The organism is Bradyrhizobium sp. F1.4.3 (assembly GCF_040548375.1).
Classification (GTDB): domain Bacteria; phylum Pseudomonadota; class Alphaproteobacteria; order Rhizobiales; family Xanthobacteraceae; genus Bradyrhizobium.
On sequence record NZ_JBEPRN010000002.1, the window covers coordinates 208,704 to 224,615 of the forward strand.

A 15,912-nucleotide genomic window follows, 5' to 3' on the forward strand; every position below is an offset into this window, starting at 1 on the left:
TCACACGTCAAACCCGTCCTTCACTTTTCAGGCTTCCGAGCCGCAGCAAGGAGAGATCCCAAATGCCAACCGCAACCCCAGCAAGCAAGACCGCCGCGCCGAAGCCGGCGCCTGCACCCAATGGCGACTTCTATCAGCTGGTCGACCTTCTCACTCCGGAGGAGAAAGCGCTCGTCAAGAAGGTGCGGACCTACATGGAAACCAAGGTCCAGCCGGTCATCAACAAATATTGGTCCGACGACGCCTTTCCGTTCGAGCTGCTGCCGTCGTTCAAGGAACTCGGTCTCGGCGGGCTCGGCTTCGAAGGCTATGGCTGCGCGGGCGGCAGCCAGAAGCTGTTCGGCTTCGTCGCGATGGAGCTGGCGCGCACCGACGCCTCGTTCTGCACGTTCTTCGGCGTGCATAGCGGCCTCGCCATGGGCTCGATCTATCTCGACGGCTCCGAGGAGCAGAAGCAGAAATGGCTGCCGGCGATGGCGCGCTGGGAAAAGATCGGCTGCTTCGGCCTCACCGAGCCGCTGGTCGGTTCCGGAACGAGCGGCGGTCTGACCACGACGGCGAAGCGGGAAGGCGATACCTGGATTCTCAACGGGCAGAAGCGATGGATCGGCAACGCACCGTGGTGCGACCTCTCCATCATCTGGGCGCGCGATCTTGCCGACAATCAGGTCAAGGGCTTCATCGTCGAGAACAAGTCGACGCCGGGTTTCAGCGTCGAGAAGATCGAGCACAAGATTGCGCTCAAGGTGGTGCAGAACGGCCAGATCACGCTGAAGGACGTGCGGGTGCCTGAAGCGAATCGCCTGCAGGGCGGCAATTCGTTCCGCGATACCGCACGCGTGCTGCGGATGACGCGATACATGGTGGGCTGGGCGTCGACCGGCATCCAGATGGGCGCATACGAAGCGACCCTTAAATACGCCCAGGAGCGGCTGCAATTCGGCAAGCCGATCGCTTCGTTCCAGCTGATCCAGGATCTGCTCGCCAAGATGCTTGGCAATCTGACTGCTTGCCAATGCCTGATGCTCCGCCTGGCGCAGCTCGACGACGAGGGCAAGCTCGGTGACCATCACGCGGCGCTGGCGAAGGCGTTCTGTACCTCGAAATCGCGTGAGACGGTCTCCTGGGGTCGCGAAGTGCTGGGCGGCAACGGTATCGTCGCCGACTACAACGTCGCCCGTTTCTTCGCCGATGCAGAGGCGCTCTACTCCTACGAAGGTACCTATCAGATGCAGAATCTGATCGTGGGCAAGGCCATCACCGGTCACGGCGCTTTCCTCTGACCTCTCAGCGGCGCCGGCGCACCAGCGCCGGCTGCCCTACCTAGGAGACATCATCATGGTTTCGGGAACTGCACCGTTCACCCCCTCGCCTGCAACAGCACCAGGCTCCGCACCGAGAGCGGCGCTGGCCCTTGCAAACGTCCAGTACGAAAAAAAAGGTTCGATCGCCTACGTCACGGTCAATCGGCCGAAGGTGCTCAACGCGCTCAATACGCCGACCTGGACCGATCTGCACGCCGCGTTCGAGGACGCCAAAGCGGACGCGTCCGTTCGCGGTGTCATCCTCACCGGTGCGGGCGACAAGGCGTTCATCGCCGGCGCCGACATCAGTGAACTTGCACATGTCGATGCCTATGACGCCGAGGAGTCCAGCCGGTTCGGGCAGGGTGTGCTGGACCTCATCGAGAATCTCGGCAAGCCGGTGATCGCGGCGATCAACGGCTTTGCCCTCGGCGGCGGCTGCGAGACCGCGATGGCCTGCACCATCAGGATCGCCGCGGAGCACGCCAAATTCGGTCAACCGGAGGTCAAGCTGGGCCTGTTGCCCGGCGGTGGCGGAACGCAACGCCTGCCGCGCCTGGTGGGAAAGGGGCGTGCGTTGCAGCTGATCCTCACGGGCGAGACGATTTCCGCGCAGGAAGCCTATCGCATCGGCCTCGTCAACGAAGTCGTTGCCGCGGCGGGCCTGATCGATCGCGCCGAGACGGTCCTGAAGCAGATCATGGCCAACGCGCCGATCGCGGTGAAGTTCTCGCTGGAAGCCGCCAACAAGGGGATGGAGACCAACCAAAGCGAAGGCCTCGCATTGGAAGCTTCCTTCTTCGGCATTTGCGCCGCCACTGAAGACAAGAAGGAAGGCACCGCCGCCTTCCTCGAGAAACGTGCACCGCAGTTTCGCGGACGCTGAAACAAGGCCGCTGTCTACGAGGATCTGGAAAGGACACCCATGGCAAACGACAACATTTTCTCCGGACTGAAGGTGGTGGACCTCGCGAGCTTCATCGCGGGTCCCAGCGCCGCTGTGATCTTGTCCGATTTTGGCGCCGACGTGATCAAGGTCGAGCCGCCGACCGGCGAGCTGTGGCGACATGCAAACCATCTCCCGCCGCAGCCGGTCGCCGACGATGCCTATCCCTGGCATCTGGCCAATCGCAACAAGCGCGGCATGGCGCTCGATCTGAAATCGCCGAGCGCCCATCAGGTTCTCGAGAAGCTCGTCAAATGGGCTGACGTTCTCATCGTCAACACGCCGCATCCGGCGCGCAAGAAATTGAAGCTCGAATATGAAGATGTGGTGGGGTGGAATCCGCGGCTGATCTACGCCGACATCACGGGTTTCGGCGACAAGGGGCCGGATGCGAATCTTCCGGGGTTCGACATCACGTCGTACTGGGCCCGCAGCGGATTGCTGTCGATGACGCGCGATGCCGGCGCGCCGCCGACCTGGCCTGTGGCTGGCAGTGGCGACAACGCCACCGCCGTCGGACTCTATTCGGCGATCGTCACGGCGCTTTATCGTCGCGAGCGCACCGGCGAGGGAGCGCATGTCACGACCTCGCTGCTCGCCGAGGGCGTGTGGTCCGCCAGCGTCTCGATCCAGGCCGCGCTGTGCGATGCGAAATTCTTCGGGCTGCATGATCGTATGCACCCCGCAAATGCGGCCATGAACGTGTATCGCGCCAAGGATGACACCTGGTTCGTTCTCATCATCACGCCGGACAAGGTGGAGGCCGTGGCGAAGGCGATCGGCCGACCCGATCTCCTGACTGATCCGCGATTCTCCGACCCGGCCAAGCTGATGGCGAACATGACGGAGCTCACAGCGATTCTCGACCAGACCTTCTGTGGCGAGCCGATGTCCCATTGGTACGAGGTGTTCAATGGCGTTCACGTGACCTTCGGAGCGGTGCGTGGGCCGCAGGAGGTGATCAACGATCCGCAGCTCCGGGCCAATGACATCATCGTTCCGCTCGACGGTGCCGGCGGCAAGCTGACGTCAACGATCAGCAGTCCACTTCAGGTGCATGGCGTTGCCAAGGTGCCCGCGAAGCGCGCCCCGAAGGTTGGAGAGCACAACGACGAAGTTCTCCGGCAGCTGGGATTTAGCGCGGCCGAGATCGATGGTTTGCGCGCTAGCGGTGCTGTTCCGACAGCGAAGGAACACGCGGCTTAGCGTGATGACATTGTCGGGGGGAGCCATCCCCGGAGCCTATCGGCAGCGAAATTCACTAACGGAACCAGGATGCGGACAAATGGATGAGATCGTTACTGAACACGCTGGGAGCGTCCTGCGCATCCAGTTGAACCGCCCAACCAAGCGGAACGCCATGACGTCAGCCATGTACGTGGCTCTCGCGGGTCTCTTCAACGAGGCGGCGAATGACGACAATACGCGAGTCGTCCTCTGGCATGGAGCGGGCGATTCGTTCTGCGCGGGCAACGACATCGAGGACTTTCTCAAGAATCCGCCGGGGCCAGGCGAATCGCCCCAGGCTCGTCTCATGAACGCGTTGATCAACTTCGACAAGCCGCTGGTCGCGGCCGTCCATGGCGCAGCAATCGGTGGTGGCACTACCATGTTGACGCACTGTGATTTCATCTACGCGGGCGAGAGCGCGAAATTCCAGATGCCCTTCATCAATCTTGCCGTCGTGCCGGAATTCGGATCGAGCTGCTCCGTGCCGGCGCGGATCGGCCATATCCGCGCGGCGGAGCTGATTATGTTGGGAGCGCCCTTTGATGCCAGGCGCGCCGCAGAGTTGGGTCTGGTGACCGAAGTCGTATCCGATACGGATCTCCGGGCGAAAGCAACCGATACCGCCCGGAAATTGGCCGCCAAGCCGGCCGCAGCGCTGCAGGCCAGCAAGAGGCTCATGAAGCAGCCATTTCGCGAGCAGATCAAGGCCGCGATGAAGGCCGAGAACGAAGAGTTCAGCGCGCAAGTCCGCTCCGAAGACGCAAAAGAGGCGTTCACGGCTTTCATGGAAAAGCGCAAGCCTGACTTCACCAGGACTGTCAAATTTCAGGCGACCGCATGACTATGGATAAGCCGATGAACGTGTGTGTGCTGGTTGGAAGCCTCCGGAAGGCATCGTTTAACCGGACGTTGGCGAATGCGTTGATCTCGCTCGCGCCATCGTCGCTCAAGCTCGAGATCGTCGAGATCGGGCAACTGCCTCTCTACAACGAGGATGTCGACATCGACCCGCCGGCGTCATGGACCGCATTCCGGCAGCGCGTCGAGGGCACCGACGCTGTGCTGTTCGTCACGCCCGAATACAACCGCTCGGTGCCGGCCGCTCTCAAGAATGCGCTGGATGTCGGCTCCAGGCCGTATGGAAGCAGCGTCTGGGACCGCAAGCCTGGAGCGATCGTCAGCGGCTCGCCGGGTGCGATCGGCGCCTTCGGCGCCAATCATCATCTCAGGCAATCGCTGGTGTTCTTGAACGTGCCGACCATGCAGCAGCCCGAGGCTTATGTCGGTCGCGTCGACAAGCTCTTCGATGAACGCGGCAACATCGCCAGCGAGGGCACCGGTAAATTCCTCCAAGGATTCATGCGGGCGTTCGAGAATTGGATCGAGGCGGTCCGATCCCGGGATTAGCGCATCCAGGGCTTGCGACAAGAGCGAGCTGAAATTGTAGGGTGACGGTCAGAAATGTACTGGCCGCATCCCCTCGAATTCGTCGCGGCACGCATGACTGAAGCCAAGCAACAGATCGATCGTGCCATCGATGGCCATTTCGCGCAGTTCGACGAAGTTCTTGTCCGGCTCCAGATAGGTGTCGAGGATCTTTCGGGCGACGTCTTCGGCTCGATGGACCACCTGCTTTGACGACACCGCCCGCATCGCGCTCAACTTGGCGTAAAGACTGACCAGGTTTGGAATGTCGGCCTTGTCATGCTGGAGCGCATCGATGTAGCACTTGGCGGCGTCCTCGATGAAATCTCTGTAGAGGGTCTGCCGGCGGGTCTCCTCGTGGAGAATCCATTGGGCGCGGACCTGGCTTCGTTGGCTCCGCCAATTTGCGATTCCGCTCGTCAATCCGCCGACGGCTGCGCCGGTGAGGGCGGCGAGGGCGGTGATGATGGAGGCATCCACGGGTGCAGTCCTCAACCAATTGCCGGAAAACGTGACTGCCTGGGCCTAATCACTACTCTGACGAGGACCGCCCCTCGGAAATCAGCCGTGAGCTGCGCTGCCCCGACAGATACGACCAGAACCATTGCGTCTGGACACGGAACCGGTTCTGTAGCTGCGGCAGCGCGAGCACGTGCAGCGCGGCCCACACCAGCCAGGTCAAAAAGCCGCTGCTGTGCAAATGTCCCGCCTCGAGGATCGCAAAGTTCTTGCCGACCACCGCCATATTGCCCTTGTTGCGGTACCGAAACGGTCGGCCATCCTTACGTCCCCTGACACGGTTGGCGATGACCTGCCCGACAAATCGCCCCTGTTGAATGGCTGCCTGGGCCACGCCAGGGACGGGGTGACCATCCTGGGTCATCGCGGCCGCGTCACCTGCCACAAACACGTTGGGCGCTTCGGGAATGTCCATGAACGCGCCAACGCAAGCGCGCCCGGTGCGGTCCGTGGTCGTTCCAAGCATTTTCACCACCGGCGACGCGCTGACGCCTGCCGTCCAGAGCACAGTGGCACTGGGAATCCGGACGCCCGCCGCGATCACGCCCTGCTCGTCGACCTTCTCGACCCGTACGCCCGTCGAAACGTCAACGCCGAGCTTCGTCAATCGCTTGGCCGCCTTCTGCGACAGCGACTCCGCGAACGTCGGAAGAACCCGAGCGCCGCCGTCCAGCAATACAATTCGGCTCTTGGCAGGATCTATCTTGCGGAAGTTCTTGCGCAAGGTAACGGAGACAAGTTGGGCGATTGAAGCAGCAAGCTCGACGCCGGTCGGGCCAGCGCCCACCAAGACGAAGGTCATTTGTCGGGCGCGTTCCTGCTCGTCATCAGTGGATTCGGCCAGCTCAAATGCACTCAGAATCTTAGCTCGAATTGTCTCGGCATCGTTGAGGCTTTTGAGCCCTGGAGCAAAACGCGCGAACTCGTCATGACCGAAATAGCTCGGGTGCATTCCGGTGGCGATCATCAGGAAATCATATTCGAGTTTTCGACTGCCAATCCCTGGGCAAACAGCCTCGACGGTACGAACTCCGAGGTTGATGGCCCTGACCTCCGCCAGCAATACGCTGAGGTTCTTCTGCTTCGCCTCGAGCTGACGGATCGGCGCCGCTATCTCGGATGGCGCCAAAACGGCGGTTGCGACCTGATACAGAAGCGGCTGAAAGATATGGTGATTGCGCCGATCGATTAGCGTGATTTCGACATCGGCTCGTTTCAGTGCCCGCGCCGCCGCGATGCCGGCAAAGCCAGCACCGACGATCAAGACACGCTTTCTGCCCGGGACGGCTCTCGCTACAGGCGGCTGTTCTTGCGGGAACGATTTGGTCAGAACTGTAGTCATTGATGTACCGACGGTCTCGAGGGCCAGCAGCGCGATGAGAATCGATACAGCGGTTCTCCCGGATATTCTTGGACGGCGCTGCGGTGCATTGAACGGCCGTGCCTCCTTATGCAGGGGAGGGTGGTACGTGCTCGAACAGCATGCGCGGGAGGATCAGTCCGAAGGCCATGGCCATGATGACCAGAAATGCCGTGACGCCGCTCGTGGCGATACTGGTCAGCAAAGCGGGCGGCGCGCTCGGTCCAATCGAAACCAATTCCACGAGGCCGGTCGCGGTGTTGAACAGGAAGAAGCCTGGCATCAACGAGACAACCGCGGAGAAGGCGACAGCGGCGAAAGGCAGATGCAGGCGATCGACGACCGGCGTCGTGAGAACGCTGACGAGCATGCAGGCGACGAGCGCCCCGGTCGGAGCACTGGCTCCCGCGAGGGAGATCAGCGCCCAGCGTGCGGCATGTGCGACCATACCGACCGCGATCGGGAACGCCAGCAAGCGTCATGGCATTGAGAAGAACGTGCCGAAGGAAGCGACGGCGCATCCTGCTGCGATTGCGTCGATGAGGAATGGCACGGGAGGAGGCGATGCGGCCATCGCGAGGTTTGCGCCGCCCGCTGCGAACCCGAACAGGCCACCGGCGCAGATCAGGAGCACAATGATGAGGCCAGCATAGGTCAGGCGCGCGATTCCGAGCGCGACGCGGGTGCGAGCGAGGTCAATGGCTCCGTTGAGGATATGCGGACCAGGAACCAGCACCATGCAGGGACAGAAACCAATCAGCGCGACTGCATCCGACGGCTGGAAATGGCCGGCTGCACTGGCCGCGGCGCCCGCAATAAACGCCGCGCAAAGCGGTTGGATCAGTGGATTGCTGCTGAACCCGGACAGCCAGCGGCGGATAAGAGCAGCGATGGCCGCGCTCGCCGCGATCAGCAACAGGCTCGTGGGATTGAGGGTACCGAAAATGACACCAAGCGAAGCCGCGCCGGTCGCTGCGAACAATGCGAAGCGTGGGGTGGAGGCCGGCGGCAGTCGGCCAGCCGACTCAAGGGCAGATTGGGCAGCCCCGGTCGGCAACGTTCCGTCGCAGACCTGATCGATCACCGTCATGACGGCCAATACCCTGCCCATGTCGACGCCGAGCGGCTTGGCAGGGACGATCTGCGAGACGGACGCGCAGTCGACCTTGACGATGAGTTCTCCCCAATATGGCAGTACAGCCACGGTCACGCCGAGCGCGTGCCCAAGGCGTTCGGTCGCCGTAACCGTCCGTTCTGTGGTCTGCCCGTGAGAAAACAGGAGCGTCGCTGCCAGCGCGGCCGTCTCCAATGCCGCCTCGCACGATAGCGGCTCGGGGTACAGTGTTTCCGTTCTCAAGCCGGTCAATTGCGCTGTGCGGTCCAGTAGCCCGAGCACCTCTCAGTTCCCGCATAGCCACTCCATCTTCCGCGGCCGGTGGCCCCGGTAAGTCTGCCCGTACCGGACGCGAACTTGTCGTGAACCGTCACCGAAGCGCGAACCGAGCCGGATTTCGCGACGTATCCCCGGAATTTCACGAGATTGGGGTGAGTGACGACTCCGTCGGCGATATTGACGGTGAAGTTATAGCTGGGATCGCATGCACCCCTTTGCGTTACGAAGATGAGATCCCAGGAGCCATCATAAACCGAACGCGCGTGTGCCAGAGACGCTGATGCGATCGAGCATGTGACCGCAATCCCCCAGAGCCAAGAGATCTTCATTGATTAGTCCTCCATCAGCAAAGCCGCATTTCGGAGCACCGCAACAGACCTCATCAACCATTCAAATCGGAAGCGGCGCGCCATGGCGGGTCCAACAACAATTAGATCTAGGAAACGCTTGCCCGGAACGCTTGTTCAAATGTGCTTGAATGATCCTGAATCTGCGATCGCGCGCTTCGTCGGACGCGAAGCGATCGGCGGGGCGAATTTGAGCATGATTGGCCCCAATCGAGCAGCCGCGTTCAATCTCGGCCGGAAGTGACAATGCATATTCAGTGGCGCCCTGACGGCTGTTCAGACCGAACACGACTGCGCTCATTTTGAATGATCCGGAGCAGCGAGATGAACGTCAAATCCATTGTCCAGTCCGGGAAAGGACGAGCGCGACCCGCGCTATCGCCTCGTTACGCTCACCCGCTGGCTCGTCGTTGGATTGTGTTCGACTTTGCCGCGCTGACGAAGCCGCGTGTGATGATGCTTGCGGTCTTTACCGCGCTTGTCGGAATGAGCATCGCTCCAAACCGACTGGATTCGCTGACGACTTCTGCGGCAGTTCTTGCCATCGCCGCCGGGGCCGGAGCCGCCGGCGTTCTCAACATGTGGTACGACGCCGATATTGATGCGGTCATGACGCGGACCGCGATGCGGCCAATCCCGCGGGGTAGAATTTCCCGCTTCGCCGCGCTGGTCTTCGGACTCCTACTCGGTAGTTTCGCAGTGGTTGTTCTCGCTTTGGCGACCAACCTCATGGCAGCCGCGCTGTTGGCCTGTACCATCGTTTTCTACGTTGTCGTGTACACCGCCTGGCTAAAGCGCGCGACGCGACAAAACATCGTCATCGGTGGCGCCGCCGGGGCGTTGCCGCCGCTGATCGGATGGGCCGCGGCAACCGGAGAGGTCGGGCTCGAGCCGCTTGCGCTGTTTCTTGTTATCTTCCTTTGGACGCCGCCCCATTTCTGGGCTCTTGCGCTCAATCGCACCGATGACTACGCGCGTGCCGGCCTGCCTATGTTACCGGTTGTCGCGGGCCGCGTTGCAACGACGCGCCTGGTCCTGATCTACAGCGGCCTCCTGGTGCTTGCCTCGGAAGTACCCTGGATGCTCGGGTTTGCAGGGGTAATCTATGGCGCGATCGCCGCGATCTGCGGCGCGCTTTTCCTGCTGCTTGCACGTCAGTTGAACAGAAGCGTTGAGGCCGATCGCCGCGCTGCACACAGGTTGTTCGTGTTCTCCATCGCCTATTTGTTCGTCCTGTTTGCGGCCCTCCTGATCGACCATCGACCTGGCTCATTCTCGGACAAGCGAACGCTGCGTGCCGGCCGCGGCGTCTCGATGCTTGCCGAACGCGCGCCGGGCTCCGACCGCAGCGCATGCTGCGCCTTCAAACTCAGCGAGGCCTGACATGCGATACGGTTTGCTTGCGGTCGTCCTGGTCGGTGCCGCGACACTCGGTGGATGCACCGAGGGCGTGCTCGATCCGAAGGGGCCCGTTGCCCTCGCCGAGCGGCAGATCCTGCTCAACGCGCTTGGCATCATGCTGGCGATCGTGATCCCGGTCATCGTTGCCACACTCGGCGTTGCGTTCTGGTTTCGCGCGTCGAACGCGCGCGCGCGCTATCGGCCGGATTTCGCCTATTCCGGGCGTCTGGAGATGCTCGTCTGGTCGATTCCCGCAATGACCGTGTTCCTGGTTGGCGGCGTGGCGTGGGTGGGATCACATGACCTGAGCCCGCGCAAGCCGATCGCATCCACGGTGAAGCCGCTGCGAGTCCAGGTCGCCTCGCTCGACTGGAAATGGCTGTTCATCTACCCGGACGAAGGTGTCGCAAGCGTCAATTACCTGGCGATTCCCGTGGGCACGCCTGTCAGCTTCGAACTGACGTCTTCGGGTGTGATGAACAGCTTCTTCGTGCCGCAGCTCGGCAGTCAGATCTACACCATGGCCGGCATGATAACCCGCCTTCAGTTGCAGGCCGACCATCCGGGAAGCTACCGCGGAATGTCCGCGCAATTCAGCGGCGAGGGCTTTGCGGATATGTACTTCAATGTCGAAGCCGTTGCTCCCGAGAAGTTCTCGGAGTGGGTCGATACAACGCGCAACGTCGGTGCGGAGCTAAATGCTGCGGCTTACACCGAGCTCGCCAAGCCGAGTGCGTCGGTCGCACCATTCACCTATCGCGCGGTCGCGCCCGGCGTCTTCAACAGCATCATGGTCTCCGACATGCAATCCGACGACGCGATGTGCCGCAGGGATCCGACGTCAACGAGGGCGGAAAAATGAATCTACTTGGCAAGCTGGATTGGAGCGCGGTCCCTCTCGACCAGCCCATCATCATGGGAGCGTCGGGCGGCATGGTCCTCGTCATCGTCTCCATCCTCGCGTGGGTGACGCTCAAGGGTTACGTGCCCTATTTGTGGCGAGAGTGGATCACCTCCGTCGACCACAAGCGCATCGGCATCATGTATATCATCCTGGCACTGGTCATGCTGCTGCGCGGCTTCGCCGACGCCATCATGATGCGGGCGCAGCAGGCGGTCGCGGCCGGCGGTGCGCAGGGTTATCTGCCGCCCGAGCACTTCGATCAGATATTCTCCGCGCATGGCACGATCATGATCTTTTTCATGGCGATGCCGTTCGTGATCGGGATGATGAATTTCGTCGTGCCGCTGCAGCTTGGCGTCCGCGACATGGCATTTCCGACCTTGAATTCGGTGGCGCTGGGGTTGACCGCGTCGGGTATTCTCCTGACGAATATCTCGCTCGCGGTCGGCGAGTTCTCAAAAGCCGGCTGGGTCGCCTACCCGCCGCTCAGCGAGCTCCAGTTCTCGCCCGGCGTCGGCGTCGACTACTATCTCTGGGCGCTTCAGATCTCCGGCGTGGGCACGTTGATGACGGGCATAAACTTCGTCGCAACCATCCTGAAGACGCGCGCACCGGGGATGAGTTACATGCGCATGCCCGTGTTCTGCTGGACGTCGCTCGCCGCCAATCTGCTCATTGTCGCGGCGTTCCCGGTCCTGACTGCGACCTTGGCGATGCTGCTGCTCGATCGTTACCTCGGCTTCCATTTCTTCACGACCGACGGCCAGGGCAACGCGATGATGTACGTCAACCTGTTCTGGGTGTGGGGCCATCCCGAGGTCTACATCCTGGTGTTGCCGGCGTTCGGCGTCTTTTCCGAGGTCGTCTCGACCTTCTCCGGCAAGCCACTGTTCGGCTATCGCTCGATGGTTGCGGCGACGATGGCGATTTGCGTGCTGTCCTTCATTGTCTGGCTGCACCACTTTTTCACCATGGGAGCCAGCGCCAACGTCAACGGCTTCTTCGGGGTCATGACCATGATCATCGCCGTGCCGACCGGCGTCAAAGTCTTCAACTGGCTGTTCACGATGTATGGCGGCCGCGTCAGGTTCACGGTCCCGATCCTGTGGTCGATCGGCTTCATGGTGACGTTCGTGATCGGCGGCATGACCGGCGTGCTGATGGCCGTGCCTCCCGCCGACTTCCAGCTGCACAACAGCCTGTTCCTGATCGCGCATTTCCACAACGTCATCATTGGCGGGACGGTGTTCGGCTTGATGGCCGGCTACAATTACTGGTTCCCCAAGGCATTCGGCTTCAGGCTCGATGAACGCTGGGGCAGAATTTCGTTCTGGTGCTGGCTGGTCGGCTTTTACGTCGCGTTCATGCCGCTCTACGCGCTGGGTCTCATGGGCATGACCCGCCGCATGCAACACTACGATGTCGTCAGCTGGCAGCCGTGGCTGGTCGCTGCGGCGATCGGCGTCATCATCATTCTCGCGGGAATCGTCAGCCAAATTATCCAGCTCGTGGTCTCGATCCGCAATCGCGAGCAGCTGAAGGTGACCGCCGATCCATGGAACGGCCGCACGCTGGAGTGGGCGACGGCTTCGCCGCCCCCGGCCTGGAATTTTGCCGTGCTTCCACGGGTCACGGACATCGACGCGCTCTGGAAGGGGAAAGAGCGCGACCGGGCGCAACAGGCACAGTCGCCGAAAGAGCGAAAATTCGAATCGATCGAGATGCCGAAGAACAGCGCGACCGGCTTCATCACCGCATTTTTTGCGGTCGTCTCCGGCTTTGCCCTGATCTGGCACATCTGGTGGATGGCGGGTGTAGGGCTGATCGGGATCTTTCTGACCGTGCTCGCCTTCGCCTTTCGCAGCGAGGAGGAGATCGAGATCCCGGCCGAGCAGATTGCGCGGTTCGAGCAGGCGAACCAGGCGGAGATTGCGGTATGAACATTGCTGTTGCAGTTGAAGATGACGTTCGGCAACTGAGCGGAAGCGAGGCTGGTCCGGCGACGAAGCGAATCGTGGTCGGATATGGGTTCTGGGTCTTCCTCCTGAGCGACATCATCATGTTTGCGGCGATCTTTGCCGCTTACGCCGGGCTCACGCATGCGACGGCCGGCGGCCCGAGCGGTGTGCAGTTGTTCAGCCAACGCAGTGTCGCGATCGAGACCGGCTGCCTTCTGGCGTCGAGTTATACCTGCGGATTGATGTCCATGGCGATAGGCGAGCGACGCTATGCCGGCACGTATTGGGCGGCTCTCATCACCTTCGTGTTGGGAGCCGCGTTCGTGGCATTGGAGTTGCGCGAGTTCGTCGGCATGATCGCCATAGGAGCCTATCCGCAACGCAGCGCCTTCCTCTCTGCCTTTTTCATGCTCGTCGGCTGTCACGGGCTGCATGTCACCGTCGGCCTGATCTGGCTCGCCGTGATGATGGCGCAGGTCACAATCAAAGGCTTTCGCGCGACCGTGGAGCGGCGTCTGCTTTGTTTCTCACTGTTTTGGCATGCGCTCGACATCGTCTGGGTGTGGCTGTTCACGGTGGTCTATCTGATGGGAGTCCGGACATGAGCGAGATGCAGTACGATCGCGCGCCCGGTGATGCGTCGGCACTTCCCGACGTGGAACGGGGGACATCCTCGGGTCTGCTTGTCTACACGATCGGATTGGGTCTCGCGGTGGTCCTCACGGCGATGTCGTTCTGGGTCGCCAACACGTCACTGCTCTGGGCAGGCGGCATCTCCCTCGGCCTGACCGTCCTCGCGATCGCACAAATGGGTGTCCACCTGGTGTTTTTCCTGCACGTCACCACGGGGCCGGACAACACCAACAACGTGATGGCGCTGGCGTTCGGTGTGTTGATCGTCTTTCTGGTGGTGGTCGGATCGCTCGTGATCATGGCAGATCTGAACGACAACATGATGCCCGCCACGGAGCTGATGGATCTGCACATGCAGCGCTGAGGCGCGGGGCTGGCTGGTTTGATTGCACTTGCCATCAGCACCCGCACGAATGACCAAGTTCCCGCATGGTCGTCCAAGCGTGGGAGTCGGCACTAACGCTAACGTCTATGTTGGAATAGTGCGCTCGCGTGGTGCGCCACTGGCGGTGGGAACGAGAGATGCTGAAAGGATTCACGGCCCCTCGGTCCCCCCTTGGCATTGCCGCATTGGTACCGCCGCCGCCCTGGCACTTCGCGGGTGACGTGCTCGCGGTGGAATTCTGGAATGATCCCGATTTATCGGTTCATATCCTTCCGACGGGCGTGGAGCTTGACCAGGAATGTCGAGGCCACTCTGTTGCGGTCTTCACAGACTATCAGTTCACCGCGCAGAACGATGAGCATCTGGATCCGGCCAGATATCAGTGTCGCGGATTCAGCGTTCTCCTCGACGCGATGTGGAAGGGGACACGAATAGCATGGTGCCCGTATTGTTTTGTCGACAACGACGCTGCGTTGATGCGAGGCTGGATTCAAGGGTATCCGAGGAAGTTCGCCGCTGTACACCAGACGCGTACCTTTGCTGCCGCGAGCCTGGCTTCGGCGCCACTCGCACATGATGGCAGATTCTCCGCCTGCATGTCCGCTTACGGCCGGCTGCTGGTACAAGCCCGCGTCACCTTGCGCGAAAGAGCAGAGCGTCTTGTCGGCTTGCTCGATCGCCGGATTGTGGGACGGCGGTATTTTCCGCGGCTTTCCGCCGGCATGCACGACAGGCCAGCCGTGGATGAGCTCGTTCGATGTGTCTCGGACCATCTCGTCATCACAAACATCTGGATGGGCGACGGCGACCTCAATTTTCCGGAAGCCTACGGCGAGGAGCTGGAAATGCTGGGGCCGCTCAAGGTGGGACGCGGATATCGCTTCTCGTTTTCCTATTCCGTCAGCGATATCGAGGTCCTCGCAGACTTGACCGGCTAGCACTGCGGTTGATGCCAGCAAGCGCGTTCCGGATTGTGGCAGGAATAGACAAACCGATGCACTTCAATCAAATCAAGCCTTTGCCGGTTCTGATAGCCTCCATGCCGAACTTGGATGTATCAGGACACGGGAAATGCTCAAGGGCTTTACAGTTCCGAAGTCACCATTCGGCCAAGCCGCTCTAACGCCGCCGCCGCCCTGGCACTATGCCGGCGATGCCGTTGGAGTCGAATTCTGGACAGACCCCGGCGCGACGGCAGCTACATTGCCGACTGGTCTTGCACAAGATCCGAAGTCGAACGGTCACGCCGTCATGATGTTCCTGGATTGGCAATTCACCGCCCAGGACGACGAATATCTCGAACCGGCCCGTTATCAATATCGCGAGGCGTTTGTCCTGGTTGACGCAATGTATCGCGACGTGCCCGTCATGTGGTGCCCTTACATTTATGTCGATAACGACGCTGCGCTGGCGCGCGGCTGGACGCAGGGGTTTCCGAAGAAGATGGGCAGCATTTTCCAGACGCGCTCCTTTGCAGCATCAGGCCCCGCGGCGGCGCCCGTCACGTCCGGGAGCCGGTTTGGCGCCAGCCTCTCGGCGCACGGCCAGCGTCTTGCGGAAGCCTGTGTCACCTTGGACAAGCCGGTCGAAAACGGAATGTCGCTCCTCAGTCGACCCACGGTCTTGCTGCGATACTTCCCGAGATTGGCGGCCGGCTACCAGGACAAGCCTGCGGTCAACGAACTGGCGATGTCGATTACCGATCATCTCACCGTTGCCGGCGCATGGATCGGCACCGGCGAGCTCAATTTTGGGGAAGCGAGCGGTGAGGAGCTCCGTGCCCTCGCGCCGAACCGGATCGAATCGGGATTCCGTTACTCACTTTCCTATTCGGTCAGCGACTTGAAGATACTCGAGGACTAGGGCTCGTAAGCAAAGACTGCCGCCGTCACGGTGACGTGCACGGGCATTTGGTTCGCCAACAGTCTCGCGCGGGCGACGGGGAGATTTTCGAGCGATGGGTGGGGAGCCCTGGGTAAAGTTGCATCTGATTGCTTGCTTTTGGCGCCATCTGCCTGGCGATCTGATTGGGATTAAACGGTTTTCTTCCTCGATTGAGTGTTTGCCCAGAAAAAGAGTGTTTGCCCACTTTTAACTGTTCAGAACG

17 protein-coding genes are annotated in these 15,912 nt (G+C 61.2%); 12 read left to right on the plus strand and 5 right to left on the minus strand.

Annotated features, from left to right (window positions below):
* Positions 1-62: 62 nt before the first annotated feature.
* From ABIB73_RS08445 to ABIB73_RS08465, 5 genes are all read left to right on the plus strand, one after another.
* Positions 63-1,283 carry an acyl-CoA dehydrogenase family protein gene (locus ABIB73_RS08445; protein ID WP_354222971.1) on the plus strand — a complete coding sequence of 407 codons (1,221 nt, stop codon included), beginning with the start codon at positions 63-65 and terminating at the stop codon, positions 1,281-1,283.
* Positions 1,284-1,338: 55 nt separating this feature from the next.
* A complete protein-coding gene (locus ABIB73_RS08450) occupies positions 1,339-2,190 on the plus strand; it encodes an enoyl-CoA hydratase-related protein (RefSeq protein WP_354222973.1) in 852 nt (283 codons plus the stop codon).
* Positions 2,191-2,229: 39 nt separating this feature from the next.
* The gene (locus tag ABIB73_RS08455; protein WP_354222975.1) at positions 2,230-3,456 is read left to right on the plus strand and encodes a CaiB/BaiF CoA transferase family protein; all 1,227 of its coding nucleotides are present in this window, start codon (positions 2,230-2,232) and stop codon (positions 3,454-3,456) included.
* Positions 3,457-3,535: 79 nt separating this feature from the next.
* Positions 3,536-4,321, plus strand: a complete 786-nt coding sequence (locus ABIB73_RS08460) for an enoyl-CoA hydratase (RefSeq protein ID WP_354222977.1) — start codon at positions 3,536-3,538, stop codon at positions 4,319-4,321.
* A 2-nt stretch (positions 4,322-4,323) separates the two neighbouring features.
* Complete coding sequence (locus ABIB73_RS08465) at positions 4,324-4,887, plus strand: NADPH-dependent FMN reductase (protein WP_354224235.1); 564 nt, start codon at positions 4,324-4,326, stop codon at positions 4,885-4,887.
* Positions 4,888-4,935: 48 nt separating this feature from the next.
* Here ABIB73_RS08465 and ABIB73_RS08470 read toward each other — a convergent pair whose 3' ends face one another.
* The 5 genes from ABIB73_RS08470 to ABIB73_RS08490 all read right to left on the minus strand — a co-directional run bounded on the left by ABIB73_RS08470 (position 4,936) and on the right by ABIB73_RS08490 (position 8,825).
* Complete coding sequence (locus ABIB73_RS08470; protein WP_354222978.1) at positions 4,936-5,385, minus strand: hypothetical protein; 450 nt, start codon at positions 5,383-5,385, stop codon at positions 4,936-4,938.
* Between the two features lie 52 nt (positions 5,386-5,437).
* Positions 5,438-6,688 (minus strand): NAD(P)/FAD-dependent oxidoreductase, encoded by a 1,251-nt coding sequence (locus tag ABIB73_RS08475; protein ID WP_354222980.1) that lies wholly within the window; start codon positions 6,686-6,688, stop codon positions 5,438-5,440.
* A gap of 184 nt (positions 6,689-6,872) precedes the next feature.
* Entirely contained in the window at positions 6,873-7,259 is a 387-nt protein-coding gene (locus ABIB73_RS08480) for a threonine/serine exporter family protein (protein WP_354222982.1), read from the minus strand.
* 3 nt (positions 7,260-7,262) lie between these two features.
* Positions 7,263-8,180, minus strand: coding sequence for a threonine/serine exporter family protein (locus ABIB73_RS08485; RefSeq protein WP_354222983.1), 918 nt, complete (start codon positions 8,178-8,180; stop codon positions 7,263-7,265).
* A 387-nt stretch (positions 8,181-8,567) separates the two neighbouring features.
* Positions 8,568-8,825: a hypothetical protein gene (locus ABIB73_RS08490; protein WP_354222985.1), complete on the minus strand. Its 258-nt coding sequence runs from the start codon at positions 8,823-8,825 to the stop codon at positions 8,568-8,570.
* Between the two features lie 23 nt (positions 8,826-8,848).
* Here ABIB73_RS08490 and ABIB73_RS08495 point away from each other — a divergent pair, with 23 nt between their 5' ends.
* The 7 genes from ABIB73_RS08495 to ABIB73_RS08525 all read left to right on the plus strand — a co-directional run bounded on the left by ABIB73_RS08495 (position 8,849) and on the right by ABIB73_RS08525 (position 15,668).
* Positions 8,849-9,907, plus strand: a complete 1,059-nt coding sequence (locus ABIB73_RS08495) for a heme o synthase (protein WP_354222987.1) — start codon at positions 8,849-8,851, stop codon at positions 9,905-9,907.
* Between the two features lies 1 nt (position 9,908).
* Positions 9,909-10,787 carry a ubiquinol oxidase subunit II gene (gene cyoA / locus ABIB73_RS08500; RefSeq protein ID WP_354222988.1) on the plus strand — a complete coding sequence of 293 codons (879 nt, stop codon included), beginning with the start codon at positions 9,909-9,911 and terminating at the stop codon, positions 10,785-10,787.
* Positions 10,784-12,769: a cytochrome o ubiquinol oxidase subunit I gene (gene cyoB / locus ABIB73_RS08505; RefSeq protein WP_354222990.1), complete on the plus strand. Its 1,986-nt coding sequence runs from the start codon at positions 10,784-10,786 to the stop codon at positions 12,767-12,769. The genes cyoA and cyoB overlap by 4 nt, the downstream gene beginning before the upstream one ends.
* A complete protein-coding gene (locus tag ABIB73_RS08510; protein ID WP_354222992.1) occupies positions 12,766-13,392 on the plus strand; it encodes a cytochrome (ubi)quinol oxidase subunit III in 627 nt (208 codons plus the stop codon). The genes cyoB and ABIB73_RS08510 overlap by 4 nt, the downstream gene beginning before the upstream one ends.
* On the plus strand, positions 13,389-13,784 hold the full coding sequence (gene cyoD / locus ABIB73_RS08515) for a cytochrome o ubiquinol oxidase subunit IV (RefSeq protein ID WP_354222994.1): 396 nt from the start codon (positions 13,389-13,391) through the stop codon (positions 13,782-13,784). The genes ABIB73_RS08510 and cyoD overlap by 4 nt, the downstream gene beginning before the upstream one ends.
* Before the next feature lie 158 nt (positions 13,785-13,942).
* On the plus strand, positions 13,943-14,743 hold the full coding sequence (locus ABIB73_RS08520; protein WP_354222996.1) for an acetoacetate decarboxylase family protein: 801 nt from the start codon (positions 13,943-13,945) through the stop codon (positions 14,741-14,743).
* A 133-nt stretch (positions 14,744-14,876) separates the two neighbouring features.
* Positions 14,877-15,668: an acetoacetate decarboxylase family protein gene (locus ABIB73_RS08525; protein ID WP_354222998.1), complete on the plus strand. Its 792-nt coding sequence runs from the start codon at positions 14,877-14,879 to the stop codon at positions 15,666-15,668.
* Positions 15,669-15,912 lie beyond the last annotated feature (244 nt).